Below are 26843 nucleotides of genomic sequence, written 5' to 3'. Positions count from 1 at the left end.
ACATTTTTCTGGCTTCAGGTTTGCTCCTTACCAAATGTGACAGGACTCTTGCTGGCGCAGGAAATCTAATGCGAGCTGATCGCATAAAAGATCTACACCTGTTGAACTTTTTTGGGAGGTCTCAAAATGAGATGGTCTAAAACAATGCTGACTTTGGGTATGATTGCTTCGTGTGCAACACTGACCGCCTGTAAGAAAGAAAAAATCGACGGTGCGAGCATTCACACAGTGCGAACCAAGCCAGCTGCTGAAAAAAGCACGACTTCTCAAAAACAAGCTGAAGACACCAAGAAGACTTCAGACCCAGCAACAACCGCTGACGCTTCCAATCTGACTGTCGGCCAACGCTGCTATCAGGATCTGTGTGCCGCCAATGCTGAGGTTTCTTTGACAAAACTGATGACCGATGCGGCAAGTGCCAACGAGACTTTGAAAAAATATTATGATGAACACCTTGCCCCCCAAGTGCTGGCGACAGTCAACGCCCGTATCGAACAGACCTCGGCAACTTTGGCATATTTCGCTGAAAAAGAAGCCCAGTTTGACAAAGTTGAAGTCGCAGAGGATCAAGCCCGCCTGATCAAGGCCATCTATGTTCTTGTTCGTCCCGAAGCCACCGAAACCCAGAAAAGCATTATCGGCCTTCTGGGCAATGAAGCCTTTATTAAGGCACATACGTTAAAACAAGTAAAAGGGGCATCGGCCTATTTCACTGCCATCCACAATGGCAAGAATCTGACCGATGCAACCAAGGTTGAAATCAACAAGATTCTGGAGCTGGAAGAAAAGATCAACAATGCAGCCAAAGGCCGCATCCTGAATATGAAAACCGGAGCCTTGCAAAGATTCCTGAATGGCGAAGTCATTGAAATGGATGAACTTGAAGGTCTGGCTGACAACAGCTTTGCCTTGCGTCTGATCGATGCCGTGATGGATGAAAAGAACAACATCGCCCAGCAAATCAACCTGGATCTGGCAGAGATGAAACAAATCTATGGCAAGGCCACTTTGAAAGAACAGCTGAAAGACCTTGAGTCCCTTAAAACGGAAATGCTGAACCTTTGCCAGAAAGAAATGACCCAAGCCCTGAATTTGTATCCGCAAGAAAGTGAAGTGACCGCCTTCAAAGCAACGACTGAACAAGTTCGCAAGCAGGTCCTTTCTTTGTTAAGCGCTCAGGACCCCGCCTACCAAGTTGTACAAAAGGCCGTCGTCTACAGCCCTATGACAAACGAGAAGGCCGTGAAATTCTGGTCCCAAAGCCTGAAGGATTTAACGGCTGATTCCAAAGACGCCATCAGTGACCTTAAAAACCTGGATACTTCTGGCACGTTCACCCTGGCCACCATCCTTTCGATGACCCTCAACCCGAAACCAACCAACTGCTTCCACCTGGTGGATTTGCGGATCTCTGATGCCGCCCACACGACGGATACTGGAATCAAAGCCAGCTGGTTGTCGGTGAAAAAACCATCCTATGGCGTGGCGATTCTGGCACATGAATTCGGCCATTTGGTCTCAAAATTCAGCCAAAGCTTCAACTCACAAAAATCCTGCCTGGCAGGCAAACAGGGCAGCACCCGCTTTATTGAAGAAGACTTTGCAGACGTGATTGCCGGAAAAGTTATGACCGGCATGCAAAACAGCCTGAACGGAAAAAGCAATTATGGCTGTCTCTTTGCTTCGACAGAAGGGACTCCAAGCCTTCAGGTCGAAAAAGAGGATACCGAGACCATTCATTCCACTGGCCTGTTCCGCTCTCTGCAACTGGCGCAGCTAAGTAAAGCAGCCATCCCCGAGAGCTGCAAACAAGCCGTGCAGCAACAAGCCCCTAAAGCTCTGGACAAGTGCGAGTAACAAAACAACTGCTGAAAATAAAAGAACCCACACTTTGAAGGTGTGGGTTCTTTGTTTTAAGCCTTGAATCAAATCCAGATCTTAGCGCTGGTTGGCCGGAGTCCATTTCAGACCCTCTTTGCCAGCCCATTTGCCGCGAGGACGGTAGATACGGTTGTTCGCGTACTGCTCGAAAGCATGAGCGCACCAGCCGGAAATACGAGACGCTGCAAAGATTGGTGTGAACAAATCTGTCGGGATACCCATAGAGAAGTAAACCGTTGCAGAGTAGAAGTCCACGTTTGGCATCAAACCTTTTTCGTTGAACATGGTGTCGTCGATCAAAGTGGACATTTCGTACATGTGGTGAATACCAGCATCTTTAGTCAACTTTTCAGACATGCCACGCAAGATACGAGCACGAGGGTCGCCGTTTTTGTAAACGCGGTGACCGATACCCATCACTTTTTCTTTCGCCGCCAAAGCGTCCTTAACGAACTGCTGAGCTTTTTCCATCGTGCCGATTTTTTGCAGCATCAGGATAACCTGCTCGTTCGCACCACCATGCAAAGGACCTTTCAACGCACCAATCGCAGAAACGATCGCAGAGTGAAGATCAGACAAAGAAGAAGCCGTTACGCGAGTTGCGAAAGCAGAGCAATTCAACTCGTGGTCTGCGTGAAGGATCAAACAAGTGTCCATCACTTTTACGTGCTCAGCTTTAGGCTCAACCCCGCCGCCCAACATGTACATCATGTTCCAAGCGATGGATTTGTCAGTTTTTGGAGTTACAGGCTCTTTGCCTTTGCGGATAGCATCGAACGCACAAAGAAGAGTTCCCATTTTGGCAGTCAAACGAACAGACTTGCGCAAGTTTGCTTCAGCGCCGTTGTCGTTAGCATCTGCATCCCAGTGTGCCATCAAAGAAACCGCAGTGCGCAGCCAGCCCATTGGATGAACATTTGTAGGGATTGCTTTTAGAACCTTGATGAACTCAGGGCTCAAAGCCATTTCATTATGAAGCTGAGTGGAGAACGCCGCCAACTCTTGAGCATTTGGAAGTTTGTCGTTCCAAAGAAGGTAAGTGACTTCTTCAAAAGTGGAATTCGCAGCCAAATCTTCGATCGTGTAACCACGGAAATTAAGAGAATCACCGACGATAAATGATACTTTCGTCGTACATGCAACTACGCCTTCCAAACCCTTGTCCAAGGCGCCTTCATAGATATTTACTTCAGCCATCGCAGTTTCCTTTCTGACTTTTTCATTTCAATAGCATTGTAGACTTATCAATAATTTTGACAAGTTGTCACGGAGTTCCCGCCCCAAAGTCGCATAAACAACCCCACTGAAAACATAGTAACAATCAGGTTCTAGCGGGAAGCTAGTTTAATGACTCGATCTTTGACTTCGGTGACGATCAAGGTCTGATCTCGTACTGGGTCCGACTTGCCGGAGTACTTCTCATTGGCGAAAAGAATCTCGTTACGCAGCTCATGCACCCCTTGCTTCGGGGCCCGAGAAATCGCCTCGGAAATTCCATGTCCACCCCAGTTCACACCCAGGGAATTCTGAGACATCTTCAGCCCTTCCGTCGCCAGAATCAGGCGGTCTCGCGGATTGAGCTGGATCACTCGACTTTGAGGCTCCGTGTTAAAATCTTTGCTGAGACTCGGACCTGTCGGCAGAAGCTCCACCAAGCCTTCTTGCCCGTAGACCTGCATAAAGCCGTCGATATTGCCGACGGAGCAATACTGCATTTCAAAACTGCGACGGTCCACGATCCCGTAAAAGACGCTGGCCTTGTCTTCGTTCTGAATATTGGGAACCACTTCCTTGGCCAGGAGCGCCACAACCTTGTGTGCCTCCAGCCCCCGGCGTGCTTCGATCTGAGAGGAAATTTTGATGATCATGGACAGCAACAATGACGACAGCGAATAGCCGCTGGCACTGGAAATCAGGATCCCAAACTTCAGCTTGTCTTCATGTTCAAAAATATCGAAATAATCACCGCCGGACCGAGTGCCCGGCAGGAATTTGGTGCTGAACTCAAAGCCCTGCACATTGGGCAGTTCGGTAGGAGACAGGAACTTTTGCAGACTTTGCGCTAGTTTCAGTTCCTGACTGACTTGCACAATCATTTTTTCCAGGGCCCCATTGGCCTTGCCCAGTTCCAGACGATAGCGGTGAAGCTCGGCTTCCTTGACCGCCAATTCGTGTTCAAGTTCTGAAATTCGCTCTTTGAGTTCGTCTTGTTCTTTTGCCATGACGGCTTATCTTAAAGGCTTTTTTAGTGCCAGTCGTGAAGGAACATATTCAACTGTTCTTCTTCGGCCTTTAGTCGAGCCTGTATCGGTGCCGGAACTTGCCCCTCTGTCAGGGTTCCTAATCCCTGCAGATGATAGCGGATCTCGCTGTGTCTTTTGTGGACCTTTTCACGAGCCCAAACCATCACGGGGGCTGACAACAAACCCCAGGCTTTCCAGTTTGAGCCAAAATATTTCGCATCCTGCATTTCATCCACCGGAGCTTCGGCCCCGAAGTGACCCCAGATCATCTGCGCCATCCACTGTGTTGCCAAAATCAATGCAAACAGCAACACGAACTGTAAGCTCTTGTCCTGAAATGACGCCAGACCGGAAGTGAATCCCAAGCCCAGGAAAGTTCTGATTTCACCCGCCAGCAATAGGCCCACCACTGCCCCCAGCGCAGAAACACCCGCAAACTGCAGGGCCATACGGCGGCATTGCTGATTTAGGGATCGGCTTTGCCACCAGAAAAAGATCATGCGCCCCACACGCTCCCCAGCGACAAGCCCCAGGGCTCCGTTGAAAGCGATCGTGTTTGTCAGAAGCAGGCTCAACGCCAGCGCCAGGGACCAGAACTCAATCTGCACCACCAGACTTAAAGCAGCAGCCAGCACAAAGAAAGTCACCACCGTCGGGAAACGACCATCTGCCAGGAAGAAAGCCAAATCACTTTGCCCCAGAATTGTCTGAATCACACTGGAATTACGAAGCATGCTTTCGCCGCCCACCAGGAACAGCCCCACGGCACCCACGAACAACAAAACGTCGCGGGTTTTAGCGCCGACAAAAACTGTCAGGCACAAAAGACCGGCAACCCCTAACAGGAAGAAGCCGTTGAAGCTCATAAATAGTACACCCAGAATCAGAACCCACCACGCCCCCAGCGTGCTTAAGCACATGACCAGTGCACTGGGACGGGCCGGAAGAACTCGCAAATTCAAAAGCGCCAATCCCGAATACAGGGATCTTTGCGAAGAAACCTCCAGCATCACCACACTGAAGGCACGTACGAACATCGTGCCGAGCTTTGCTTCCAAACCCTTGTCCAAAAAACTTTTTTGCAGACCGGACAGCAGCTTTGCCAGAAGTTGCTGGGAATACACCATTCCGGCCAGCATCAGAACAAAACTACCCAACCACATAAGTATCATAGCGAACCACCTTTCCTTCATAGGAATGACGAACTCCCGGCAGCAGTTCTTCCGCCTGCATGGGGCGCTTCACCACCACTCTTTGCACAGGCCAGGTCAGGGCTTCTTGCAAAACCAGACTGGCATCTTCGTCATGTCCGACCAAATCCCTGAATACAACCATCTCTTGCTTGGGAAGAGCGGACTTCTTTTTGTGCGGATACATCGGATCAAAATAAATGGAGTCGATTTCAAGCAGGCCTTTGTTCTTTTTTAAAAACTCCAGCGCATCGCCAAAATGAAGCTGATAGGACTTCAGATAATCTTTTTTCGTGCGAGCAAAGGCCTCGGACAAAAGCGCATACAGCACCGGGGACCGCTCCACACCAGTGACCGTGAACCCCAGTTGAGTCAGGAACACGCTGTCGATGCCCATCCCTACAGACAGATCCAGAATGCGTCGGGCCCCTTTTGCAACCCCAAGTGCCTTGGCGATCAGCTCATTCTTGCCGCGATGACCTTTGCGCTCGTAATCCAGATGATTTTTATCAAAGTCGATTTCCAGCAGACGCTTTTCCAGATCGCGCACAAACACGCGGTCGCCTTCGAGACAGAAATGGAAAAAATAGTTTTCAGGATTTTCCGGATTGAGCGGCGCCTGCAAAAACGCCGCCCACTTTTGAGCTTTTTCAAGGCCGGCGTCATCGGCCCTGACACATATGCGAGAGCCGCCTAGCGGAGCAGATACCATAGACACTCAAAAACCCACATGCCGATGGCCAAGAGGAACAAATAAAAACCAGAGCGGAAAACAGCTTTCATGTCGCTGCCAACAGGGCTGGAGATGTTCTTTAACTTATGGATAAATCCCACCGACGCAAACACCAGCACAACCGTCAAATACAAGCCCCAGTAGAATCCGGCGTACAACAGATGATAAGCCAGATTGAAGATCACAAACAAAACCCACCACGCCGCGATCAGTCTGCGGGCTTTATCAAACCCCAGCCAATTCACAGTGTTGGTGAACCCAGCCTGACTGCTGGGGAAGATGTTCATGAAGTTGCGCAAGTGAACCATGAACAGAATCAACCAGCCCCAAACACATCCCAGCCAGAAGCTTTCGATATCCGCAGGAACCCCCATGGACATCTGAAATCCCACTGTCAGCAAGGGCCCTAACATCACAAAGAGCGCCAGCTCCCCGCCGATACGATATTTGAAAGAATTCTGTTTTTTAAACTGCGCCCACAGTCCAATAACCAGACTGGCGCCAATAATTCCGGCCAGTTCTGGAAAAGCAAAAATCAACGGGATCGCACACAAGATGGCCAAAACCAAGAAGACGGTGGACAGACTTTTTACCTGAGCCGCAGTCACCCATCCACTTTGAATGGCGCGGCTGCCGCTGCGCTCAAGCACGCGATCCACGCCCTTCATGTGGTCCATATAATCATTGCGCAAATTGACGGCAATAAAAGCCAGCAAGACCCCCACGGTGGCGATGATTGTCGTCACCGGGTCCTGCATGGTGTGATCATCCACGTTCTTGGTCATGATCAAAAGCAGCGGCAGGAAAATCAAAAGAAAGCTGCGAACTTTATAAATCTGTGCAATCGCCATCCACAAAGACGGCTTGGGGATTTCATTTAAGGACATCACTTTGAACGTCACCGTTTCAGCAGCCGAATTCACATTCAGCGTCTGTTGTGGCAGCGCCCGTTGAGTCTTTGAAAATGTTCCGAGCAGATAAGATTCAAACTCCGGGTTCTTTTTGGAAAGCGTGATCAGCTCACTCACGAAGGCTTCCTTCTCCAGTACAGGATCTCTGTCAACGGACGAAGCTGGTCGATCAGTTTTTCCTCGCCCGGCTTCAGGAAGGTTTTCAGACGCTCCAGATGATGATCGTACAGCTTGATCAGGCCCTTGTTGATTTCGTCAAATTCCAGAAGCTTCTGATCAAAGCGGGCTTTACCCCCCACGTTGGCATAGAATTGTTCCAGGTTTTTACTTTTGACGATTTGATCAATTTCATGACGAGTGGCCCCTTGGCACATGAATGCACCGAAAGAGTTCAGATAACCTGATTTCAGATCGCCCAGAATCGCTTTGCCTTCATCGTTGCGGATGTCATAGTCCAAAAGATCATCACTGCGCTGGAACAACTGCCCCAGTAAAGTTCCCATCTCAGACAGAATGTTGTGCAATTCTTCGTCGTAGCGCTCTTGCGCGATGAACGGAGCACGGATGCACCATTTGAACAGACTTGCGGTTTTCAGATTATGAATGCGATCCAGTTGTTCAATGGTCACAAAGAAGTCACCGACCACAGAGTCCTGCAGCCACTCCCCTTCCAAAAGATCCGAAATCACTTCGGCCGTGTACTGAACCAGCTTGATGTTCCCGTGACCGGACAGATTCACCATCACTCGCGCCAGCAGATAGTCGCCCGCCAGTACCGCGTATTCAGGAGTGTACTTTAGCCAGGCCGCCGTCTTTCCACGACGAAGATGAGAGCGGTCGATCAGATCATCATGCAACAGCGAAGCGTTGTGGATGAACTCGATTGTTTGAGACAACAAAAGCTCGGTTTTGGGTTCGATCCCCAAATTGGCCGCCATCATACGAATCAATTTTGCACGAAAGCCTTTGCCGCCGGAAAAGAGATCGTCATAAAGCTTGTTCAGCTTCGGCAGATAGGCCGGGAAATCCTTTGAATCATAGACTTTCAGATCAATGACGCTGCGTTGCAATTTTAACTCCTCAAGAGGGCGACTTGTCCCGCTAACTTCGCGATTTATCTGCTTGCTGTCAAGGGATCAAAGGCCGTAAAGTCCGAGACATTATGAATAAAGTCTTTCACACAAAGAAGACCATCACCTTCCGGGAAGCCGACCCCGCGGGGATCATGTTTTTCGGAAATATTTTTGGCCTGGCCCACGACGCTTTCGAGCAATTTATCATCGAGGCGGGCTACACATGGAATGAATGGTTTGGCAGCCGCGAGCTGATCATTCCCCTGCGCCATTCGGAGGCCAACTATCTGGCACCTTTCGTGCCGGGCGAAACCTATGACATTCACGTTTGTGTGGCGAGTTTTGGTGAGACTTCCTTTAAAATGAAATACGTCTTTAGCCGCAACGACAAAACAAACGCCGTCGTCACCATGGTCCATGCCGTGCTTGACGGAAAGACCAAACAAAAAACTGCATTGCCAACTTTGATGAAATCGCGCCTGGAGCCCTATTTGGAATCCACCGGTCAGGGTTGCTAAGGGAGCGTGATGGAAGATTTTAAATTTACCGGAAAAGAATGGTGGCGCGAAGGCGTTCGTTTTGAGTGCACAGGTTCAGGCAAGTGCTGCACCTCCCACGGCGAATATGGCTTCGTTTATCTGAGTCTGGAAGACCGCCAGCGTTTTGCCAAACACTTGAAAATGCGCACGGGTGACTTCACTCGTAAGTACTGCGAGATGACCGGTGGTATCTGGCATCTGAAAGAGGATCCCAAAAATCCGGATTGTATGTTCTTAAAAGGCAAAGGTTGCAGCGTCTATGAAGCGCGCCCCACCCAGTGCCGAACCTGGCCGTTCTGGCCCGAGGTGATGAACGCCAAGTCCTGGGCTAAGGATGTCAAAGCCTTCTGCCCTGGCGTGGGTAAGGGTCCGGTGATCCCGGCTGAAAAAATCGAGCAGCAGATCCGCGAACAGATCGAAAGTGAAAAAGGCTGGGGCAAATAAGCCCCCTTTTTTGCCCATTTTTGTCCCTTTGAATACTGTCTTGTCAGAGCGCACTGTCGACTCCTTTGACAATGCTGAATTACCTTCCTTCTCCACTAGATTCCGCACTTGCAATTCTCGGGGGCCGACAAAATATGGTACAAGGATGCCATATGAAAAAAATCATCTTCCCCCTATTGGCAGCAAGTCTTCTTTCCGTACAAGCTTTTGCGGGCAACCCAAAGGATCGCTCCTACAAATTCTGCGATGACATCACCCGCATCGACAAACTTCTGGATCGCAGTCGCGAATCTGTGGAGCGCATCAAGCGCGAAGGTTTAAACGTCGAACGCATCGTCGTTTCCAAAGACCGCCGCCAGCTTTATCTGGTTTCCGGAGAAACTTTGCTAAGAACTTACACCGTGGCTTTTGGCTGGAACTTCATCGGTCACAAACAATTCGAAGGTGACGGAAAAACTCCGGAAGGAATCTACACCATCGACTACAAGAATGCGCAAAGTGCTTTCACCAAATCCTTGCACGTGGACTATCCAAATAAAGACGACATCGCGTATGCAAAATCCCAGGGTCGCTCCCCGGGCGGCGATATCATGATTCACGGCTTGCCGTCGAATCCGGCAAAATACGAGCGCATCAGCAAAATCCATCCACTGGATTGGACACTGGGATGCGTGGCTGTGACCAACGCGGAAATCGAAGAGATCTTTGCCTTAACCAAAGAAAGAACTCTGGTTGAAATCTGCAAAGTCAGCCCAACGAAATAAGCCCCCAAGCTTTGCCCTAGGGGCGACGCAGCAGATACTTTCGTTCCACACCCTGAAGGCAGGATAACTTGCCTTCATCGGTGAAAACCTTCTCACAGATTCTAACTTCATCAGCGACAATAAACTTATTGCGCAAAATCGCCAGGCACTGGATCTTTTCGTCATCAGAAAAACGGTCCGCGCAGAATCCCACCGCATCCACTGTGAAGAGTTCGGCGGCGGTGAGCTCTCTTAAACAACGGCGCTTGTCTTCATCAGTGAAGAATGACTGACACAATCGTGAAGCCGCCTGCAGTCCTGGAGTCGGATCCACCTTCAGACGGGTTCGATAAGGAAAAGGTCTGTTGATCTCAGCCAGACAGCGCGCCTTTTCATCATCAAAGGTCAGGGATTCGCAGACCTGCACTTCTTCAACACGGATATGGCTGTTTTGAATACCGCGTAAACAGCGAACTCGATCTTCATCGAAACTTTGCTGCATGCAAATCGGAAGGGCTTCTTTGGTAAACCAGTTTGCGGAACTTTCGATTCGCACACAGGCTGGGATCACTGTGTCGTCCTCAATCTGCGTGCAAAACTGCAAGGCAGCCATCAAGCCCGGCACGGGATCGGGGACGGGAATGGCCTGAGCAGACACCGAACTCATCACAACAAAAATCAACAACAAGTGTTTCATATTAAGACCCTCCATTTCACTATTCCGCTGAATGTGAGCAGACTCAAGACATGCTCGGTCAAAATGATGCAAAGACCTTACATTCGAACAAGAACACTGCTGATTCTCAGTTTGACGCTTAAGGGGTCCTAAGAGCCTGTCGAAAAGTACAGCATGACGTACGTAACTGGTAAAAAACTCACCGCTTTTTTGTTTACATGCTTGATCCTGGTCGGATGTAAAGAGCCCGAGATGGAGATGTCTCCGCTGGGGAAAAAGCTTCCGGCGCCCGCGCTGAAAGGGACCAACCCTTTCCAGCAGGAATTTGAAATTCAAAACTATGCACGCCTCCAAGGAAGCTGCGACACACGGGTCAGCACCGTGCTTGTCAGTTTTGACAAGAAGGCATGGCACCAGGCTCCGACCACTCCTGATTCAACGAACACCTCTCTGCCCGTGGGGCAAACCAATGACACCGATTGCGCTGATGGCAGTTTTGATATTTATCTGACGAAGAATGATCTGCTCAACCTTTGGGGTATCAGCACGTCGGATGATGTGAACGCGATCTATATCAAAGGTCTGTCCGTGATTGGCGATACGGAAACCCTGACCCTGCTGGATATGAGTCCCGGCAACGGCGGCGGCGCTGGCGGAGGAAGCTCTGTCGCGACAACCTTGAATTTGGAAAAAAACTGGCCCCGCGGATATGCGGGAGCAAATCAATGTGGTTCTTTCTTCGTTTATATTAGCAATGCTTCCGGATACCGAGTCGCTCATAGCGCCGACGTTACTTTCAAAATCAGTCAAAGTGCTTCAGGCAACACTGCTAGCGCCATCACAGCTTATTCCAACTGGGGAGATTGTCACAGTAGCATTAATCCGAGCGACACGTTCAAGATCCCCGCAGGATCCGATTATGCCGAAGTGATTTACCGCTTCCCCAATACGCCCATTGATGGTTTGTTGGCCTTCACACTGTCGAACCTGTCAGCTTTGACCGCCAACCCCGTTGCGACCAATGTGATTCTGCGCAGTTCAGAGTATTCCTCCACCCAACGCTGGCTGTCCCTGGAACAAACTGTCCCGCAACTTTATAAAAATGTCTGCTATCCACTACGAATCCGCTCGCAGATGTACAACAACAGTCCTGCCAACGATCAATTTGGCGGCACTCTCAATCTCAGTGCCACGGATGCGCGGCTGAAGTTCTATTCCGACGAATTCTGTATGAATCAAGCCACCGAATATAGCTTCACCAGCTATGATCCGGTTCTTAAGGCTTATATGAAGTTTGTCCCCAGCGGGGCTGACACACAAAGTTTTGTCGCCTTCCAATTTACAGCGGCGGGATCACCGGGCAACTCTCTGACTTATGATGCCCAACCTTGGGATCTTCGGGCGGATCTCAGTGACAAAAATACGGTGACCCGACTTGAGTTCCAAGGTCCGCGTAATATCGTTAATGGTGATTGCAACGTGTACCAAGTTCTTACAACGAATGCCCATGGCTCGTTACTGCCAATGACGGGTGCCTTGAATGTCAGCCTGGCAACACAGGAATCCGGCCTGGGTCAGTTTTACTCTGATGAGGGCTGCTCCTCGCCGATCTCCTCCACCACCATCGCAAAAAATAAAAGCAGCGCCACCGTGTACTTCCGCCCCATGGCATCCAGTGCCGGAACATATCATTTCAATATCACGGCTTCCGGCCTGACCTCGGCCACGCCTCTTGTGGACATTCATTCCATTGCCCGTCAGTTTAAAATTGCGCCCATGGATCTGACGGCCGGGAACTGCAAGCCTATCTCTGTGGGGCTCATTGATGGAGCGGGAATCTTCAAGACAGCCCCCAGCACGATCACAACGGCTTTGCAGGTGTATCTGACGCCCGGTGGGGTGGCACCGCTTTATGCTGATCCGAACTGCATGACCCCGATGAGCGGCGGCAGCTCGACACCACTGACAATCACTGAAGGTGAAAGTATCGGGACCGTCTACATACAGACTTTGGGTCTTGCCGGAACTTCCTTCACGATTTATGTCAACAGCACAGCCGGTTACATGGGGGCCGACTTCAGTGAGATCTTCAAGTAAGCTGCACTAGTCGATTTTTTCGTGCAGGTATTTCAGGATCTTTTCGCGGTCCTTTTCCGGATGGATCGCGAAAGTTTCTGTGTCCCCATCGGTGCCGGCATAGGTGATGGCTTGAGTGTCATCAATACAAACATCCAAACAGCTTGAAGTCACCACGCGGATCTTGGAAGAATCACCGGATTCTTTAAATTTCTTTTTCAGGAACATTTTCAGATTTTCGGCGCTATTGCCCTCTTCTTCCAAAAGTTTGGGACTGATGGACTTATGGCATTTCGTGCAGATCAGCACAATACCCTTGGACCACGGATTCTTTTCGTGTTTCATAGTTTTCTCCTCAACTCCGCCCACAGGATTTTACCCAACTCACTGCGCGGAATCTCTGACATATAGTAAATCTTACGAGCTTTTTCGAACGGAAGCACTTTTTCCGCATACAACTGAAGGACTTTTTGCGTATCTGCTTCAGACAAAAGACTGACGGCGTGAATCTCGGCCCCCAGCCTGTCAGAAGGCATGTCCAGCAATGTCACCTTCACCGGCCAGTCCGGATTTAAATGCAAAGCACACGATTCCAGCACAGCACGCAGGCGAGCCACGTTGGTGCCCTCGCCACCGATCTTGATATAGTCTTTGCTGCGGCCCTCAATTTTCAGTGCGCCCTCAACAACCTCACCACGATCCTCCGTAGTGAACCAGCCATCTTCTTTTTTGGGATTCCAATGACGGGGGCCTTCAGGGGTGTTCTGAGCATAAAGACTGAACAAAGATTCCGCCCACACTTCCAGATATCCTTCAGCGTTCTTGCGAGCTTTCGCATGGGGCAACAATCCCACCACCGGGAACTCGTGCCCACTGAGTGATTCCAACGATGCCGTGGCAATCTGCGAGGCAGTCTCGCTCATCCCATAACTGGGAAGCACCGGCCAACCCAAGGCGCGCGCTTTTTTATAAAGATCCAACTCAAAGGCACCGCCTCCGACGACAATGGCCCTCATATGGGACGGAGCCCGATAACCCTGCGCCACCAGGTCATAAACTTGCGTCGGCACCAGAGCCGAAAGAGTGCATTTTTCATTGAGGAGTGTTTGATAGAAGTGATGCACATCCCAGCGGTTTTCTTTCAGGGCAGCCACCACTTTCGCCCCGCTGAGAGCCGCACGAATTTCAATCCCCAGCCCCCCCACATGAAAATGCGGAAGCACCTGAGTCCAGACGTCCTGCTCAGTACTTTGCAGATGGGCATTCACAGCCTTGGCAGAAGCCATCAGGGCCTTTTTAGAAAGCGCCACCAGTTTGGTGGCAGAAATTGAATGAGCCGTCGAACCCGAGGTCGCAATCCACACATGACCCTGCAGATTCAAAAGATCCTGCGTGTCTTGGGCCAATTTATACAAAGCCTGATAGTCCGCCTCGGGCCAGCGTGGGTTGAGCAGAATTTCGTTGTCGGAAGAATAAAGGTCTAAGGTCTTTGAACGGGTTGCCACGGCAAAGCCTCCAACAAAGCATCAAAGCCGACACCGACTCCTTTGGTCTTTAGTATATACGGTCCTTGAGTTCCTATCTCGGCCGAGAAAGAGTCCATCTGAAACAGTCGATGGGTCAGGCAGCCTGCCTCTAGCACCATATCACCGTGCTGTTTCTTGAGGTCCATCGCAACACCCAGGGCATGAATCACCCCAACGGGATGATCCATATAACTGGTCACCGTCAGTTTGAGATTCCACTTCTGACAGTATCCCACGGCTTTATCCACGTCTGTCTTCGCGGGCTTAACCACGATCACATCAAAAGGCGCCGACGGAATTTTTCCCCACGGAACCTTATCATATTGATTGTCCAAGGCGATCTTACACAGCTTGCGCGCCTCATTCCAGGCATGGAAATCAAACGGAAATGGATCTTCCACATAGTCGATCAAAGCACGCACTGAGGGGGAAAGTCCCGTCATGAACTTTTCAAAAATCTGCCAGCTTCCCAGCGCATTGAAATCCAGTCGGATGCGCAGGCCTGCCGCCGCCAGGTGAGTCAAAGCCACCGCCTCTTGCTGAAGATCCTGCCCCATTTTGACTTTTACGGTGGTGAAGCCTTCTTTTTTAAGTTCATCCAGAAAACCCGGCTTTAAATCCTGATAGTTCGAAAGCAAAAAGTTATTACGGATCTTTTCACCCACATCAAACACGTTCTTGCGCTGTTTTCTTAAGACCGCATCCCGACGAGCCAGCCAGATGCTTTGCTCGATTTGCGTGGTCATACGCCCTAAACGCAGATCCTCCAGTTGCTCCGCCAAAGACAGATCACCCAGTTCAGGCCAGGGGTGCAAATCCGCATAGCCCACATGTCCGTCATTCCATTCCACCCGCAGCAAAGCCCCTTGCCGTGCTGTGGGCTTGGAGGCCGCATTCAGGACGGTCATGGGCTTTAGAAAATAAGGGTGAAAGAAGATTTTAATCAAAAGGCAAATCCTAACGCGATAAGAAGACCAAACACCAAGTGCAATCCCGCCGCCTGCCCCAAGAACTTGTTATAGGCCGGACTGGGCTCTGTGTTGAAAATATTCTTGGTGATTTTGACAGCCAAAGGAATCGCCAGCAAAGAAACGATCGCGGCAATTTTGTATCCTTCAAACCACCAGTAAAGATTCAAAACAAACGGCAGGAAGCTCAAGGCGGCAATCTCCCAGCGGGAAAATTTCACTCCAAAGCGCACGGCCAAAGTTTTTTTGTTCACCAGACGATCCCCGGTGTGATCGCGCAGATTGTTGATCGCAATCAACACAGTGGCATGCAAACCAATCTGCAAACCTAAGACAAACGCCTCGACCATCCATTCCCCGGTGTTCAGGAAGACGATTCCCATCACCGCCAGCAGGCCGAAGAAAATAATCACAAACAAGTCCCCCAACCCCAGATACGCCAAAGGGAACGGGCCTGCAGTATAAGAGTACCCCATCAAGACAGAAGCAATCCCGATTGCCACAATCACCCAGCCGCCTTTCAGCACCAGCGGAATCCCGCACAGCACCGCCAGCAGGAAACACAAAGAACCCAGCAACATCACCTGATTGGCCGAAAGAATCCCGGCTTGCGTGATACGCTGAGGGCCGATGCGCTTTTCCGTATCCGCGCCCTTTTTAAAATCCACGGCATCGTTCACCAAGTTGGTTCCGATCTGAATCAGGAAGGACGCCATCAGTGCGTAAAACAAAACCCACCCATCCCAGGAAAGGCCGATCGCCTTGACCAGCGCCGTCCCCGCCACACAGGGCACCAGGGCAGCAGTCAAAGTTTTAGGACGAAAAGCGAGAAGAATACTTTTAATTTGGCCAGCAGAGGTCATTTTGCATCGCATTGTTAAGAGTTAAAATCCAGTCTCTTTGTATCAGATTCTTTTCGCGTGACCAAAAGAATTTCTAAGGGCACAAAGGGGATGAATTCGATGATCTCAAGGGGGTTTTATGAGCGTATGGACAGCACTGGCATTTGTGGCGGGAGCCTTGATTTCCGGACTGTTGGTTTATTTTAAACTCAAAGCTCAAAACACCGCAGACCTGGCCCAGATGCAGGCGGATCTTTTGGCCGCGCAGATGAAAAATGATCTTCTGTCACAAAGCCTGAAGGAACAAAAATCCCTGATGGCCGAAACCAAAAAGCAGCAGGATGAACTGGCACAAAGAATGAACACCCAGTTTGAGGTCATGGCGCAAAAGATCTTTGAAGAAAAATCTGCCAAGTTCACCGACCAGAACCACAAAAATATCGCCTCTGTTCTGGAACCCCTGAAAGAACGCATTAAAGACTTCGAGAAAAAAGTGGAAGAAACTTATTCCACCGAGCGTTCTGAGCGTGGGGTTTTGCGTGGCGAGCTGACCAAGCTGATGGAACTCAACAAAGTCATGTCCGCTGAAACTCAAAACCTGACTAAAGCGCTCAAGGGTGAAGTGAAAACCCAAGGCAACTGGGGCGAGCTGATTCTGGAAAACATTCTGGAGCGTTCGGGCCTGCGCAAGGGCGAAGAGTACATCATTCAAGGCACGGACATGGATCTGCGTGGCGAAGATGGTCAAATCTTACGTCCGGATGTGATCGTCAATTTGCCGGATGAAAAACATCTGATTGTGGATTCTAAAATGACCCTGATCGCCTATGAGCAATACTCTTCGGCGGAAACTCCGGAAGAACAGGAACGTCTGGGCAAGCTGCACATTGATTCGTTGAAAAAGCATATCGACGGTCTTTCTGACAAAAAATACCACGCAGCTGACAAGTTGATCTCCCCAGACTTTGTGATTTTGTTCATGCCACTGGAACCTGCGTTCGCATTGGCCTTTAAACTGAAGCCAGACCTTTTCCAATACGCTTGGGAAAAGAACGTGGCCATCGTCAGCCCAACTACTTTACTAGCCACACTGCGCACCGTGGCGGCTTTGTGGAAACAAGATCGTCAGGAAAAAAATGCGCTTGAGATCGCCAAACGTGGCGGACTTCTATACGACAAGTTCGCAGGCCTGCTGAAAGACCTTCAGCACCTGGGGAACAAGCTGGAAGACGCGCAGAAAGCGCATGAAGACGTGATCAAAAAGGTCTCTGAAGGTCGCGGCAATCTGATCGACCAGGTCGAGGATCTGAAACGTCTGGGTGCGAAGACCGAGAAGTCCCTGCCGCAGTTGGAGCAAGCTTAGTTTCTGCATTTTGGCATCTTGTGAGTGAACACAAGATGCCCATCAAATTTGAATCTCTCCCCTTGAAAAATTAGTCTAATCAAGGGGCCTCATGACTGGAAATAGCTTTTTTCTTCTCGCCCTGGTTGTCATCATCGGCGCTTCGCTGTGGATGGTTCGCTCGTACAAGGGAATTCAGAATACCCAAACACAGCTTGTTGAACGCGTGGAACAAATCCAGCAGCGCCGCCCCGCCAGCGCGCCTGTGGTTGTAACGGCAGCCCCGGACAACAAGGCTGTTGCCGCCACCAAGGCCCGGCTGCGCAGCGAGGCTTTAAATCTGCAACAACAACTCACGGAAGAAAACCGCAAGTTGGAACAACAAAGACAAGCCTTGGAAAGTCTGCAGGCCCGACAGCAGGAAAATGCACAGGCCCCCACCCCCGACAGCTATGCCAATGAACTGCGTGAAAGCAATTTACAACTGCAAGACTTCATGATGGAGCTCAACAGTTATGATCGACTCAGTCAGGATATCAATCGTCGGGCAGACGAAATTCTGAAGGCACAAAACAGTCAGATGCAAGCGATCCGCGATCAGCTGGATGATAATATCCGAATACAACAACAAGCCATCCAACAGACCAGGGAACAACTCAATTACTGGCAAACCAACTTCAACGACATCACCGCCCGACAGAATGAACTAAGCGTTTTGAATGATTTGCTGTCACAACAAGAACAGCAGCTGGTACTGATGCAAAATGAAAAGCTCCTGCTGTCGGCGCAAGCGCTGGAAGCCCCCAGCCAAGTTCAAGCCGACCGCGAACAGGCCTTGGCCGAAATCAACAGCAATCGCCAGGATCTGCAGAATGAAATTATGGGAATGCGATCCCAGATTCAAAATCTGCAAGAAGATATCTATCAGTCCACAATCTCGGAAACATCCCTGCGTCGGCAGATCCTGCAAACACAGCGGGCCTATGAACAACAGCAACAGCAGGTGCGAAAACTGGAATCCTCTTTGCTGGAAAAGAACGCCGAACTCAATGCTTTGGAATAAAAAAAAGGAGCCTTGCGGGCTCCTTCGTCGTTTTTTTTGATTCTTCTGAAATTAAAGTTCAGCGTCGCGAATCACAGTCAGCTTCGTCGCAACGTCGATGCCTGTGGATTGATTCTTGATCGCCACAGCCGGGTTCTGAACCACACGCTGTTGCAGCTTCGTGAAGATCGGCTCACGAATCGCCAGGTTGTTGTCCTGAAGAACACACTGACGAGCAGTGCGCGCTTCAATGTTCACCACAACGGGTGCCTTCAAGTTCGCCGTCATTTGTGTAGGATCGTCAGGGATTGTCACGATAGAGAAGTAACGAGCTTTGTCTTGAGACGTCAGCTTCAAAGCTTCCATGTCACCTTTAGTGAGGTTGACTTTGTATTGAGGAGCAAACAGCTCAGGCTCAAGCACGGGGAAGGCAATGGCGGGCGCTTCGCAGCTTTGCAACCAAGCGAAGATCTCGTCATTTGGATCATCAAGAAGAACGAATTTGCGCAAATCAGCGAAGCCCAAAAGGCCTTCGGTGAAAGTCAGAACATCTTCTTGTTTCAGCTCAATCTGGCCGAATCTTGATGTCGAAATGATCATTCAACCCCTCCAAACAGGTACACAGATTCACCCTTATTTTAGACACACCAAGGCACTAAGACGGTGAATACACCTATAAATCTGGACCTAAATCTAGGGAGACTCAATTAAAATCTAGAGAGGATGACTGACCGCTTCAGGCGCAACCCCTTTGCCAGAAAGGATTTGGGAGGGATTTCAAAAACGAAAAAAGGCCTGACAATCAAATGCAGGCCTTTTTATGCACAAGTTCAAAGAAACACTTATGGTTTCAATAGCTTAGCAATATTTCGCGTCTTATCAGCGTCTGTTGTGGCAGACTGCTGATTCTGATCTTGGATCGCAACGTAAACTTCTTCACGGTGGATTTTGGTATCTTTGGGCGCTTCGATGCCTAGGCGGACCTGTTTACCTTTAATTTGAACTACTCTGATTTTGATGTGGTCATCGATAGCGATGCTTTCACCCAACTTCCGTGTGAGAACCAGCATGACAACTCCTTTTGCTGCAGTCGTTATCGGTAGTTTTAAGCGGAACTGTAGGTATTATTTTTATCTTAGAAAGTCAAGAAGGCTTGGCTGAATAAGCTTTCCAGACGTTTCGAGGGTCGCTTTGAGCGTGCTATCGGTCTTATTGATGTCGGAAATAACCTGGAAGGCATCCGCATCTTCAAGCTGGGAAGCCGTAATTTTATTGTCCACCACAGCCTTTTGCAGGGAATCCATGGTGTTATTCACCGCCATAATTCTGGACCCAACTTCAGATCGGGCCAAAACCACCTGGGAAATAGCCTGATCAAGGGTGTCCAGGGCTTCCTGGATGCCCTCTTTGTCGTTGGTGCGCATGGAAATCTCAAGATTCTTCAGGGTCGAGAACAGGTTCACCCCGCTCGACCCCGTCACCGGATCTTGCTTATCCAAGCGGCTGGAACGACGCTCCGAGGCAGGACCGCGAGTTTCCAAGTAGTTGGAGTCGATCTGCTCATTGCGCTCTTGACGCTGAATCTCCTGATTTTGGAAGTCTTTTAAGGACTCAACATCCGTCGGAGTCTCATACTGCGCCCGAACGATCCCGTCCCCGCCCAAGCCCCGACCCAGGAACACTTTACTGCCCGGAAGGTTCATCGCCACAAAAGCGTCCTTCTGGGTCTGAATCTTCATGTCCGAGTCGTTGCCGAAGTATTCGCCGCTTTGATTAAACGGCGTCGTCTGAGTTTTCTGCCCACCAAAGATATATCTTTCACCGAGCTTGCGGTTGCCGATCTGGATGGACTGATTGTAAATCTGTTCAACCTCAGAAGCCGTCACCATACGGCTTTCTTCGTTTCCGCTGGCATCATTGGCCTGACTGACCGCCAGCTCTTTGGCGCGCACCAGAATGTCAGTCAACTCACTCAGGGACTGATCCGAGAACTCCAGGAAGCTTTTGGCGTTATTAATATTCTTAATAAACTGAGAATTTCCACGTTCTTCAGTTCGGGCCGTCAGAACACGCGCTGATGCCAATGGATCGTCAGATGGCTTGTTGATACGTTTTTGAGTCGCAGCCTGATTTTGCAAATCAGCCATGTCCGACCTGTTTTTGGTCAGATTCTGGTTCACCTGATTGAAAGCCATTTTATCTGCGATTCTCATCTATTCCTTCTCTGCTTCAGCTTACGCGGCTGCCGCCGCTACAGCTCTGCCCGCTAGAGCGGAGCTTCAGCTCTGCCCGCTAGGGCGGCTACATCCGTTTTAGATTCAACACTGTATCAAACATTTCATCGGCGGTTTTGATCAAACGCGCGGATGCATCGTAAGTTTTCTGGAACTCGATCATTTTCGTGGTCTCTTCATCCAGACTCACACCGCTGATACTTTCGCGGATGTTTGTCAGTTGAGACATCACATTCTTTTGCGACTCCTGTGACTTCACCGCACGCTGGGCAATCGCACCGATCTGACCCACTTGCGTGTTGTAGTAATCATCCAAGGTCGCTGTACCACCATCCATCACCTGGCGATACTGCAGGGACGAAATCACGTTGGCCACGGTGTTGTCACCCGGAGCCCCCGCTTGAGCCGCCGTGGCGATACGACCCACGTCATTAAAAACGGTTTTGTTAACAGCGATCTGAGACGCCGCCCCCTTGACGGCATCGGGCATCTCAAAGAACAAAACCCCATTACGGCCGGTTTTGTCATAACCTTCGATATGGGCCGTATTCACCTCTTTTGCCAAAGTGTAGGCCATATTGTCGACGTGACTTAAAAGATCCTCAATGACACGGTCACGAACATCCAGAGCCCCCCCGATACGACCGCCCGAGATCTGCTCGGTTATGTTGGCAGAGGTGCTGCCGCTTCCCATGAAGAAGACTTCGACACGGTCACGAGCATCTGTCTGCTGGGCCTTCAACTCTGAAGAACCGATTCCGGAAACCAGAATTGCCGTGCGACCCGCCGTCACGGTCACCATACCATCCTTACCCTCTGCCCAGGAAATATCGATCTTTTCACCCATTTTTTTAAGCAAAAGATCACGACGGTCACGCTCGTCGTTGGCAGGAGTGTTTTGAACTTCAATCATCTGAATCTTTTCATTCAGAGAGGCAATTTCCTTGGAAAGCTGATTGATCTCTTCAACAGTCGTTTTCACCTGACCGTCCAGATCTTCTTGCACGGCTTTCAACTGTCCCACCACGCGACCGAAATCTTTGGTCAACGCCACCGACGTTTCACGCACCATGGTACGTGACGCCAAACTTTCTGGATTGTTGGAAAGCTCACGGAAGGAATTGAAGAAATCCGTCATGTACTGATTCAGACCCTTGTTGGTCTGTTCGTTGTACACCTGTTCTACACGGCTCAGGGCTTCCGCGCGGGAATCCTGAAAGCCCATGTTCATGCCTTCTTTTTGGATTTGTTTTTCAAGCCAAGGATTGTTCACACGGGTCACAACACCCGCACGGGCCCCCATACCGATCTGAAGATTGCCTTCCGTGATAGGCATGTTCGTCTGAAGCTCCACTCTTTGGCGAGAGAAGCCTTCAGTCGATTTATTGGCGATATTATGACCGACCGTCTGCAACGCTGTCTGAGAGTTCATCAGAGAGCGTTTACCCGTATCCATCATAGCCGAGATTTTAGACATCCTATCCTCATCTCCGGTGGGTTCCGTTTACTGCTTCAGCCTGCGGGGCTCCGCCCCTTCGGCTCTGCCCGGTCAAGCCGGGCCTCAGGCTTCTTTGCTAACGAAGTTGCCTGCGACTTGAGGGCCTTGTTTTACCTGGCCCTTGCCTCCGTAAGTCTTCTTACCGGAAAGCGTGTCTTTGATATTATTCAAAGCGCCGTTCAATGTATTCAGAGCGGACTTTGTGTATTCTTCGTTTTCTTTGTTAATTTCGGTGATTCGTTTGATCAGAATATCCAGCGCCGCGTGCTGCGTGCGCAGACGATCTGCCGCTGGAGTGCCCGCCAGTTTTTGCGCCAGCTCCAACAAACGCGGATTTTCCGCATCAGCACCCACGATTGTCGCCAGCTCCATCGCATAGCGAGAGCGCAAAGAATCTTGCGCACGAAGCTTGAACAGCAGCTCTTCTTTAAGTTTGTTGCTTTCATCCAAAGCTTCACGGTCCGCTTTCAAAAGAATTTCTTTTTCTTTGCGAACGATATCCAACAGGGAACGGTAGATTTTTGTAAGTTCTTCGAGATTTGCTTCCAGCTTGTGAAACGCTCTTTCTACTGTTGCGTCCATCTTTATCATCCTTCCGCCTTTGCTGAAGCTTTGGCGGACAGGTCCGCGGGCTTACTTGGGGCGGGATTGAAATCGTTTTACTTCAGCTTCCTTGCTGTCGCTGCCGCGTCCGTCTTCACGGCGCGGACTTGTTCGGTGTCAGCCGATTAGAACTCCAAATGTTCGTCGACCATTTTGTCGGCGATGGCTTTGGCGTCAACTTTGTATTTTCCTTCGTCGATCAAAGCGCGGAATTTAGCAACTTTGGCTTCGTCAACATCAGGAGCAGACATAGCAAGTTCTTTGATGCGTTTTGCTTCCTGAGCACGAGGAGACAACTCCACGCGTGAGGATTCACCAAGATTGGAAGACGTCAAAGCATCCGCTTTTGTCAAACCTGCATCCGGCGCTTTATTCTTGATACCATCCGCTCTGTCAGATCTGGAAGAATCTGTAAGATTCAAATTTTGACCGACTTTGTTGTGCGTGATCTTCATCGAGAACTCCTCTGTCAGAGTGTAGAAACACACTCTTTTATTCTTTTTATAGTATCACAATGGGACAGTTACACCAAATCATTCTGAGACAGTTTCTGGTCCAGGTTCGATGGTCCAGTAAAGGGATTTTGCCTCTGGACTTAAAAAGCCAAGCGTGTCGCCAGCTTGCAACTTTTCCCCTGTCGAAACTTTAGACAGTCCACCCTTAAAAACAAGCTGACTTTTAAGACCATTGTCGTGTTCGATTTCCACCATGGTCTGATCATCTGCCAAACTTCGCTTCCCCAGCAAAACCCCGTCCCATGGGGCTTTGACTGCTGCTTCAGCTTGCGCGCCTGTCGGCACTCCAGCACTGCCGGCTGCCGCCGTGTCAGACGAAGGTCCAGCGTTGGGTGACACATCAAATTTGTAGGACACGGCTTGTTTTTTTCCGGGATGCTGAAACGGCTTTGCCGTGTAATTGCTTTTTTCGTCCATCGCCAGTGGGCCGACAGGTTTGGTGACAGGAGCTTTGATTCCCATCATCACACCAAACTTATTCATCAGCTGATCGTAGATCATATTGGAAAGACCAATGCCGCCACGCTCGCCCCACTTTTCGACATACTGATCATCCAGCTGTTCGCGAAAGATTTTTTCAGCCTGGTTGGATTGAATGAAGCCACCCTCTTTGACGGTGGAGCGCATCGCCTTCATCATCTCGCGAAGGAAATGTTTCTCGTACATATCAGAAACTTCGCGCAGCTTCTGCTCGGGCGGCTTTTGTTCCGGCCGCCCCATCATACGATTTCCCATTGGTTTGAAGCCGCCGGAGGATCCCACATCGCTCATTGCGAGACTCCTACATCAAAAAAGAAAAAGGTACGGATGTACCTTTTTTGAAAGAGAAAAAAAGGGGAGTTAGAGTCGGAGAATCATGTGCATCCTGCACTCGATTCTGAGAGTGTAGCTTCGGCTCGTGTTGATCACTCCGTGATCTCTGCTGACCTATTGCTCCTGTTTCCTGCGAGAAACTTTTGACTCTTGACCTTCCATGGTTCGCGATCTCTTTCTCACCCTCCCCGCGTTTCAAACACGTCCATGTGTCTGAAACTATAACTTTGATTGTATTAAATGCTGTGTCATTCTGAAACAGAAATCTCATAAAACTTCGAGTTCCCCGTGCAAAGCTCCAGCTGACTTTATGGACTGAAGTATTGTAATCAGGTCCTTCGGCGAGACTCCCAGTTTGTTTAGTGCTTGAACCAGTTCTCCGACGCTGACACCGCTGTCGAGAACCGCCACTTTTTCTTCAGATCCTTTTTTACCATCGCCCACTTTAACAGAAAGCGCACCGTGTGAGATTGCAACCCTGGAGATTTTCACTTTGTCTCCAATCACGATCGTGCCGGTTTTTTCATTCACCACCACACGCGCTTTCATGTCCGGATTGATCTCGATGGATTCAATGGTCGCCAACAGTTCCACGCCCCGATTTTCATAGGCAAATGGAGTTATGATGTCGATCGTTCCAGAGTCCTTGGCCGAAGCGTAGTGACCGCCCAGTTCTTTGTTAATCGTAAGTACGGAACGCGCAGCCGTGGTGAAATCCGGATTAATCAGTGTCAGACGATACATTTTTCTGGAAGAAAAATCCGCCGTCATGTCACGCTCAATGATCGCCCCGTTGGGCACACGCCCAGCGGTCAGATGCTGGTCTTTGCCGTCACCACCGATGATAATGCTTCCCTGAGCCACTGCATACACCTGTTCATTCGCAGCGCGCAGCGGAGTTTGCAACAGTGTGCCCCCCTGCAATGACGAGGCATCCCCGATCGCACTGACTGTGATATCAATCGGATTACCCGCTTTGCCAAATGCCGGCATCGTCGCCGTCACAATGACAGCTGCCACGTTTTTACTGGAGAAATCCACATTATCCAGTTTCATGCCCAGCTTATCCAGCATGCGCACCATGCTCTTGCTCATAAATTCATTTTTGCCGTCACCAGTGCCCTTCAGGCCCACAACGATCCCGTAACCGATAAGTTGATTCTCGCGCACCCCACGGATACTGGCGATATCCTTCAGGCGAGCGGCATTAGCCGACTCAATCAAAGTCATAAAGAACAAGGCCGACAGCAAAAAGAAGTTGATGATTTTATTCATTGCTCTTCGTCTTTCTTAAGCTGACCACGTCGTACTGTGGATCAAGCAGTTTTTCTGAATTGATTCCGGCATCGTTAAAGTCTTCTGGACGAATCAGACCCGTCACAATCACCTTGTATTCACGTTTGCCGATCATGAACGGCTGCTGTCCCTTGATGCGATAGTTGCCATCCGCCATCTTTTCCACAATACGGGTTGGTATGTTCTGCACATCCGCCAGGCCCTCATCTTTTTCCTCAGCCTTTGGTGCTTCCGCTTTTTTAGCTTCGGAAGCCGGTGCCCGGGAAGCATCCCCTGCATTTTGCGCCAAAGAGTTGCTCAATTCCTGCTGTTGCTGCTGTTGTTGTTCTTCCAACTGCTTCAACAACTTTTTAATCACTGACACTTTGGTTTCAACCTGCTTGCGGGCCGGTCCATCCAAAGTCACATTCAGTAAATCACCCTCTTTGCGCATTTTGTTTTGTGCAAAAAGATAGGCTCCCTGACCTTCCATCACCCACGTGGAACCGGCATTGGCCCCCAGATCGGATTCTTCTTCCATACGGTTGCGGGTCATACGCTTGTACTGTCGGTCTGTGGGCACACCCATGTTCTGATTGTCAGAAAAACGTGGCGCCGTATTGATGTCTTTCAAAGCCGGAGCCTCTTTCGGTCCGTCCAAAGACGTCAAAAAATCCTGCATCGTCGCACAACCTGTTGCGAACACGGACATAACCAAAACTGAGAAGAGAGAAACCATCTTCATCATTGCAACTTCACCACACCTTTTTCAGTCACGAGACCGGAGAGTACTTTTTGTGTTTCCAGATTTTTTACTTTAATGATGTCTCCGACAAAGCCACTGTCCTCCGCCATCATATTCACGGAGATCTCGAAACTGTCGTCGCCAAGCAAAGCTTTAACGACTTGTCCCTTCTTAGCTGCCGGTTCACGTTTGAGATCAGAAGCCCATACAGTGCTTCCAACGGGAAGAGAGCGAGCTGCCAACTGACCCTGGATATCCTCCATGCGCAAACTGCCATCCTTGGCAAAGGTCACGTCCGTCATGGACATGCGCAGGTCTTCGGCCTGAACCCTCTCTCCTTGTAAGATCAAGCGAGTGGTCACGGGGGTTAATCGGGAAACACGAATTGTTCCAGAGATCCATTTAATTTGTCGCTGATCCCCGTCGCGCAACGGCAAAAGGAACCCACCCTTTGCTGAAAGCTGAGTATAATCCAGATCCCACAGCTTTGATGCCGGGCGTGGCGTACTTTGCACGCTGACCTGATACTCACAATCCTGACAACGGGCTTTGAGCACATTGTGAATCTTTCTTTCAATTTCCTGTTTGGAAACTGGTGTGCTGGCAAAACTCACCTTCACTTGGGAAGGAACTTTGAACTGCGGATTCATGCGGCGCAGGCTTTCCTGGCTGTTCAAAGCCGCTCGCATCTTGCCCAGAATCTCGCTGGATTCCAGATGCTGACTCAACAGCAAGTCACGTGCGTCTTCACGCAAAACCACCGCATCCAGGGCCGCCAGCAATTCCTCGCTGCCACCTTCAACAACGGCGATATCGCCCAGGCGCAGAAGTTCTCTTTGCGAAATCTCCACGCTGGCCGGAATAGAGATCTCAGGCCTTGCAAAAGCCTGAGCGCTCAAAAGAAATAGAAACACAAAGTACTTAATCATCA

General features: G+C 49.9%; 28 protein-coding genes. 7 read left to right on the top strand and 21 right to left on the bottom strand.

The annotated features are described in order from the left end of the window. Positions 1–126 precede the first annotated feature (126 nt). A complete protein-coding gene (locus ACZ5ZZ_RS02460; protein WP_464141065.1) occupies positions 127–1857 on the top strand; it encodes a hypothetical protein in 1731 nt (576 codons plus the stop codon). Positions 1858–1938: 81 nt separating this feature from the next. Here the strand turns inward: ACZ5ZZ_RS02460 and ACZ5ZZ_RS02455 are convergent, their stop codons facing one another. From ACZ5ZZ_RS02455 to ACZ5ZZ_RS02430, 6 genes are all read right to left on the bottom strand, one after another. Further along, a complete protein-coding gene (locus ACZ5ZZ_RS02455) occupies positions 1939–3078 on the bottom strand; it encodes a citrate synthase (RefSeq protein WP_464120012.1) in 1140 nt (379 codons plus the stop codon). A 131-nt stretch (positions 3079–3209) separates the two neighbouring features. Continuing rightward, positions 3210–4103, bottom strand: coding sequence for a PP2C family protein-serine/threonine phosphatase (locus ACZ5ZZ_RS02450; protein ID WP_464133185.1), 894 nt, complete (start codon positions 4101–4103; stop codon positions 3210–3212). Between the two features lie 23 nt (positions 4104–4126). Beyond that, positions 4127–5296: a hypothetical protein gene (locus ACZ5ZZ_RS02445; protein ID WP_464133183.1), complete on the bottom strand. Its 1170-nt coding sequence runs from the start codon at positions 5294–5296 to the stop codon at positions 4127–4129. Beyond that, a complete protein-coding gene (locus tag ACZ5ZZ_RS02440) occupies positions 5274–6026 on the bottom strand; it encodes a class I SAM-dependent methyltransferase (protein ID WP_464142357.1) in 753 nt (250 codons plus the stop codon). The genes ACZ5ZZ_RS02445 and ACZ5ZZ_RS02440 overlap by 23 nt, the downstream gene beginning before the upstream one ends. Next, complete coding sequence (locus tag ACZ5ZZ_RS02435) at positions 6008–7075, bottom strand: prenyltransferase (protein WP_464141063.1); 1068 nt, start codon at positions 7073–7075, stop codon at positions 6008–6010. The genes ACZ5ZZ_RS02440 and ACZ5ZZ_RS02435 overlap by 19 nt, the downstream gene beginning before the upstream one ends. Further along, positions 7072–8028, bottom strand: a complete 957-nt coding sequence (locus tag ACZ5ZZ_RS02430) for a polyprenyl synthetase family protein (protein ID WP_464120008.1) — start codon at positions 8026–8028, stop codon at positions 7072–7074. The genes ACZ5ZZ_RS02435 and ACZ5ZZ_RS02430 overlap by 4 nt, the downstream gene beginning before the upstream one ends. Before the next feature lie 92 nt (positions 8029–8120). Here ACZ5ZZ_RS02430 and ACZ5ZZ_RS02425 point away from each other — a divergent pair, with 92 nt between their 5' ends. The 3 genes from ACZ5ZZ_RS02425 (at position 8121) to ACZ5ZZ_RS02415 (ending at position 9778) form a co-directional block, all read left to right on the top strand. After that, a complete protein-coding gene (locus ACZ5ZZ_RS02425) occupies positions 8121–8549 on the top strand; it encodes an acyl-CoA thioesterase (protein WP_464120007.1) in 429 nt (142 codons plus the stop codon). A gap of 9 nt (positions 8550–8558) precedes the next feature. Beyond that, positions 8559–9014 carry a YkgJ family cysteine cluster protein gene (locus ACZ5ZZ_RS02420; RefSeq protein ID WP_464133179.1) on the top strand — a complete coding sequence of 152 codons (456 nt, stop codon included), beginning with the start codon at positions 8559–8561 and terminating at the stop codon, positions 9012–9014. A gap of 152 nt (positions 9015–9166) precedes the next feature. Next, complete coding sequence (locus ACZ5ZZ_RS02415) at positions 9167–9778, top strand: L,D-transpeptidase family protein (RefSeq protein WP_464133177.1); 612 nt, start codon at positions 9167–9169, stop codon at positions 9776–9778. Positions 9779–9794: 16 nt separating this feature from the next. On the opposite strand, the gene ACZ5ZZ_RS02410 is transcribed toward ACZ5ZZ_RS02415, so the two are convergent. Continuing rightward, positions 9795–10454 carry a hypothetical protein gene (locus tag ACZ5ZZ_RS02410; protein WP_464141061.1) on the bottom strand — a complete coding sequence of 220 codons (660 nt, stop codon included), beginning with the start codon at positions 10452–10454 and terminating at the stop codon, positions 9795–9797. Positions 10455–10607: 153 nt separating this feature from the next. Here ACZ5ZZ_RS02410 and ACZ5ZZ_RS02405 point away from each other — a divergent pair, with 153 nt between their 5' ends. Further along, positions 10608–12530 carry a hypothetical protein gene (locus ACZ5ZZ_RS02405; RefSeq protein ID WP_464141059.1) on the top strand — a complete coding sequence of 641 codons (1923 nt, stop codon included), beginning with the start codon at positions 10608–10610 and terminating at the stop codon, positions 12528–12530. Between the two features lie 6 nt (positions 12531–12536). Here the strand turns inward: ACZ5ZZ_RS02405 and ACZ5ZZ_RS02400 are convergent, their stop codons facing one another. The 4 genes from ACZ5ZZ_RS02400 to menA are packed head-to-tail and all read right to left on the bottom strand — an operon-like array spanning position 12537 to position 15866. Continuing rightward, the gene (locus tag ACZ5ZZ_RS02400) at positions 12537–12854 is read right to left on the bottom strand and encodes a (2Fe-2S) ferredoxin domain-containing protein (RefSeq protein WP_464120002.1); all 318 of its coding nucleotides are present in this window, start codon (positions 12852–12854) and stop codon (positions 12537–12539) included. Continuing rightward, complete coding sequence (locus ACZ5ZZ_RS02395) at positions 12851–14014, bottom strand: AMP-binding protein (RefSeq protein ID WP_464120001.1); 1164 nt, start codon at positions 14012–14014, stop codon at positions 12851–12853. The genes ACZ5ZZ_RS02400 and ACZ5ZZ_RS02395 overlap by 4 nt, the downstream gene beginning before the upstream one ends. Beyond that, a complete protein-coding gene (menC, locus tag ACZ5ZZ_RS02390; RefSeq protein ID WP_464133169.1) occupies positions 13990–14982 on the bottom strand; it encodes an o-succinylbenzoate synthase MenC in 993 nt (330 codons plus the stop codon). The genes ACZ5ZZ_RS02395 and menC overlap by 25 nt, the downstream gene beginning before the upstream one ends. Further along, the gene (gene menA, locus ACZ5ZZ_RS02385; RefSeq protein ID WP_464133167.1) at positions 14979–15866 is read right to left on the bottom strand and encodes a 1,4-dihydroxy-2-naphthoate octaprenyltransferase; all 888 of its coding nucleotides are present in this window, start codon (positions 15864–15866) and stop codon (positions 14979–14981) included. The genes menC and menA overlap by 4 nt, the downstream gene beginning before the upstream one ends. Positions 15867–15984: 118 nt before the next feature. On the opposite strand from menA, the gene ACZ5ZZ_RS02380 reads away from it, so the two are divergent. Then, positions 15985–17208, top strand: a complete 1224-nt coding sequence (locus ACZ5ZZ_RS02380; RefSeq protein ID WP_464119998.1) for a DNA recombination protein RmuC — start codon at positions 15985–15987, stop codon at positions 17206–17208. 91 nt (positions 17209–17299) lie between these two features. Next, positions 17300–18250 (top strand): hypothetical protein, encoded by a 951-nt coding sequence (locus ACZ5ZZ_RS02375; RefSeq protein WP_464141057.1) that lies wholly within the window; start codon positions 17300–17302, stop codon positions 18248–18250. Positions 18251–18301: 51 nt separating this feature from the next. On the opposite strand, the gene fliW is transcribed toward ACZ5ZZ_RS02375, so the two are convergent. From fliW to flgA, 10 genes are all read right to left on the bottom strand, one after another. Next, entirely contained in the window at positions 18302–18829 is a 528-nt protein-coding gene (gene fliW / locus ACZ5ZZ_RS02370) for a flagellar assembly protein FliW (RefSeq protein ID WP_464141055.1), read from the bottom strand. A gap of 242 nt (positions 18830–19071) precedes the next feature. Beyond that, positions 19072–19299 carry a carbon storage regulator CsrA gene (gene csrA / locus ACZ5ZZ_RS02365; protein ID WP_038451346.1) on the bottom strand — a complete coding sequence of 76 codons (228 nt, stop codon included), beginning with the start codon at positions 19297–19299 and terminating at the stop codon, positions 19072–19074. Between the two features lie 60 nt (positions 19300–19359). Further along, positions 19360–20442 carry a flagellar hook-associated protein FlgL gene (gene flgL / locus ACZ5ZZ_RS02360; protein ID WP_464119995.1) on the bottom strand — a complete coding sequence of 361 codons (1083 nt, stop codon included), beginning with the start codon at positions 20440–20442 and terminating at the stop codon, positions 19360–19362. Between the two features lie 88 nt (positions 20443–20530). Next, positions 20531–21940 (bottom strand): flagellar hook-associated protein FlgK, encoded by a 1410-nt coding sequence (flgK, locus tag ACZ5ZZ_RS02355; protein WP_464119994.1) that lies wholly within the window; start codon positions 21938–21940, stop codon positions 20531–20533. A gap of 84 nt (positions 21941–22024) precedes the next feature. Next, positions 22025–22543 carry a flagellar protein FlgN gene (locus tag ACZ5ZZ_RS02350; protein ID WP_464119993.1) on the bottom strand — a complete coding sequence of 173 codons (519 nt, stop codon included), beginning with the start codon at positions 22541–22543 and terminating at the stop codon, positions 22025–22027. Positions 22544–22689: 146 nt separating this feature from the next. Beyond that, complete coding sequence (flgM, locus tag ACZ5ZZ_RS02345; RefSeq protein ID WP_464119992.1) at positions 22690–23019, bottom strand: flagellar biosynthesis anti-sigma factor FlgM; 330 nt, start codon at positions 23017–23019, stop codon at positions 22690–22692. Between the two features lie 78 nt (positions 23020–23097). Next, positions 23098–23850 (bottom strand): rod-binding protein, encoded by a 753-nt coding sequence (locus ACZ5ZZ_RS02340; RefSeq protein ID WP_464119991.1) that lies wholly within the window; start codon positions 23848–23850, stop codon positions 23098–23100. 309 nt (positions 23851–24159) lie between these two features. Next, the gene (locus ACZ5ZZ_RS02335; RefSeq protein WP_374001217.1) at positions 24160–25167 is read right to left on the bottom strand and encodes a flagellar basal body P-ring protein FlgI; all 1008 of its coding nucleotides are present in this window, start codon (positions 25165–25167) and stop codon (positions 24160–24162) included. Further along, complete coding sequence (locus ACZ5ZZ_RS02330; protein WP_464141053.1) at positions 25160–25915, bottom strand: flagellar basal body L-ring protein FlgH; 756 nt, start codon at positions 25913–25915, stop codon at positions 25160–25162. The genes ACZ5ZZ_RS02335 and ACZ5ZZ_RS02330 overlap by 8 nt, the downstream gene beginning before the upstream one ends. Continuing rightward, entirely contained in the window at positions 25912–26841 is a 930-nt protein-coding gene (gene flgA / locus ACZ5ZZ_RS02325) for a flagellar basal body P-ring formation chaperone FlgA (RefSeq protein ID WP_464119989.1), read from the bottom strand. The genes ACZ5ZZ_RS02330 and flgA overlap by 4 nt, the downstream gene beginning before the upstream one ends. Positions 26842–26843 lie beyond the last annotated feature (2 nt).

The organism is Bdellovibrio sp. HM001 (assembly GCF_055397275.1).
The sequence above is the reverse complement of the archived record's forward strand: the minus strand, read 5'-3'. Positions and strand labels throughout refer to the sequence as shown.

Excerpts from the sequence above, each read along its gene's own strand:
- ACZ5ZZ_RS02460 (WP_464141065.1), top strand. The coding sequence starts at position 127 with ATGAGATGGTCTAAAACAATGCTGACTTTGGGTATGATTGCTTCGTGT.
- ACZ5ZZ_RS02455 (WP_464120012.1), bottom strand. The coding sequence starts at position 3,078 with ATGGCTGAAGTAAATATCTATGAAGGCGCCTTGGACAAGGGTTTGGAA.
- ACZ5ZZ_RS02450 (WP_464133185.1), bottom strand. The coding sequence starts at position 4,103 with ATGGCAAAAGAACAAGACGAACTCAAAGAGCGAATTTCAGAACTTGAA.
- ACZ5ZZ_RS02445 (WP_464133183.1), bottom strand. The coding sequence starts at position 5,296 with ATGATACTTATGTGGTTGGGTAGTTTTGTTCTGATGCTGGCCGGAATG.
- ACZ5ZZ_RS02440 (WP_464142357.1), bottom strand. The coding sequence starts at position 6,026 with ATGGTATCTGCTCCGCTAGGCGGCTCTCGCATATGTGTCAGGGCCGAT.
- ACZ5ZZ_RS02425 (WP_464120007.1), top strand. The coding sequence starts at position 8,121 with ATGAATAAAGTCTTTCACACAAAGAAGACCATCACCTTCCGGGAAGCC.
- ACZ5ZZ_RS02420 (WP_464133179.1), top strand. The coding sequence starts at position 8,559 with ATGGAAGATTTTAAATTTACCGGAAAAGAATGGTGGCGCGAAGGCGTT.
- ACZ5ZZ_RS02415 (WP_464133177.1), top strand. The coding sequence starts at position 9,167 with ATGAAAAAAATCATCTTCCCCCTATTGGCAGCAAGTCTTCTTTCCGTA.
- ACZ5ZZ_RS02410 (WP_464141061.1), bottom strand. The coding sequence starts at position 10,454 with ATGAAACACTTGTTGTTGATTTTTGTTGTGATGAGTTCGGTGTCTGCT.
- ACZ5ZZ_RS02405 (WP_464141059.1), top strand. The coding sequence starts at position 10,608 with ATGACGTACGTAACTGGTAAAAAACTCACCGCTTTTTTGTTTACATGC.
- ACZ5ZZ_RS02400 (WP_464120002.1), bottom strand. The coding sequence starts at position 12,854 with ATGAAACACGAAAAGAATCCGTGGTCCAAGGGTATTGTGCTGATCTGC.
- menA (WP_464133167.1), bottom strand. The coding sequence starts at position 15,866 with ATGACCTCTGCTGGCCAAATTAAAAGTATTCTTCTCGCTTTTCGTCCT.
- ACZ5ZZ_RS02380 (WP_464119998.1), top strand. The coding sequence starts at position 15,985 with ATGAGCGTATGGACAGCACTGGCATTTGTGGCGGGAGCCTTGATTTCC.
- ACZ5ZZ_RS02375 (WP_464141057.1), top strand. The coding sequence starts at position 17,300 with ATGACTGGAAATAGCTTTTTTCTTCTCGCCCTGGTTGTCATCATCGGC.
- fliW (WP_464141055.1), bottom strand. The coding sequence starts at position 18,829 with ATGATCATTTCGACATCAAGATTCGGCCAGATTGAGCTGAAACAAGAA.
- csrA (WP_038451346.1), bottom strand. The coding sequence starts at position 19,299 with ATGCTGGTTCTCACACGGAAGTTGGGTGAAAGCATCGCTATCGATGAC.
- flgL (WP_464119995.1), bottom strand. The coding sequence starts at position 20,442 with ATGAGAATCGCAGATAAAATGGCTTTCAATCAGGTGAACCAGAATCTG.
- flgK (WP_464119994.1), bottom strand. The coding sequence starts at position 21,940 with ATGTCTAAAATCTCGGCTATGATGGATACGGGTAAACGCTCTCTGATG.
- ACZ5ZZ_RS02350 (WP_464119993.1), bottom strand. The coding sequence starts at position 22,543 with ATGGACGCAACAGTAGAAAGAGCGTTTCACAAGCTGGAAGCAAATCTC.
- flgM (WP_464119992.1), bottom strand. The coding sequence starts at position 23,019 with ATGAAGATCACGCACAACAAAGTCGGTCAAAATTTGAATCTTACAGAT.
- ACZ5ZZ_RS02340 (WP_464119991.1), bottom strand. The coding sequence starts at position 23,850 with ATGAGCGATGTGGGATCCTCCGGCGGCTTCAAACCAATGGGAAATCGT.
- ACZ5ZZ_RS02335 (WP_374001217.1), bottom strand. The coding sequence starts at position 25,167 with ATGAATAAAATCATCAACTTCTTTTTGCTGTCGGCCTTGTTCTTTATG.
- ACZ5ZZ_RS02330 (WP_464141053.1), bottom strand. The coding sequence starts at position 25,915 with ATGATGAAGATGGTTTCTCTCTTCTCAGTTTTGGTTATGTCCGTGTTC.
- flgA (WP_464119989.1), bottom strand. The coding sequence starts at position 26,841 with ATGATTAAGTACTTTGTGTTTCTATTTCTTTTGAGCGCTCAGGCTTTT.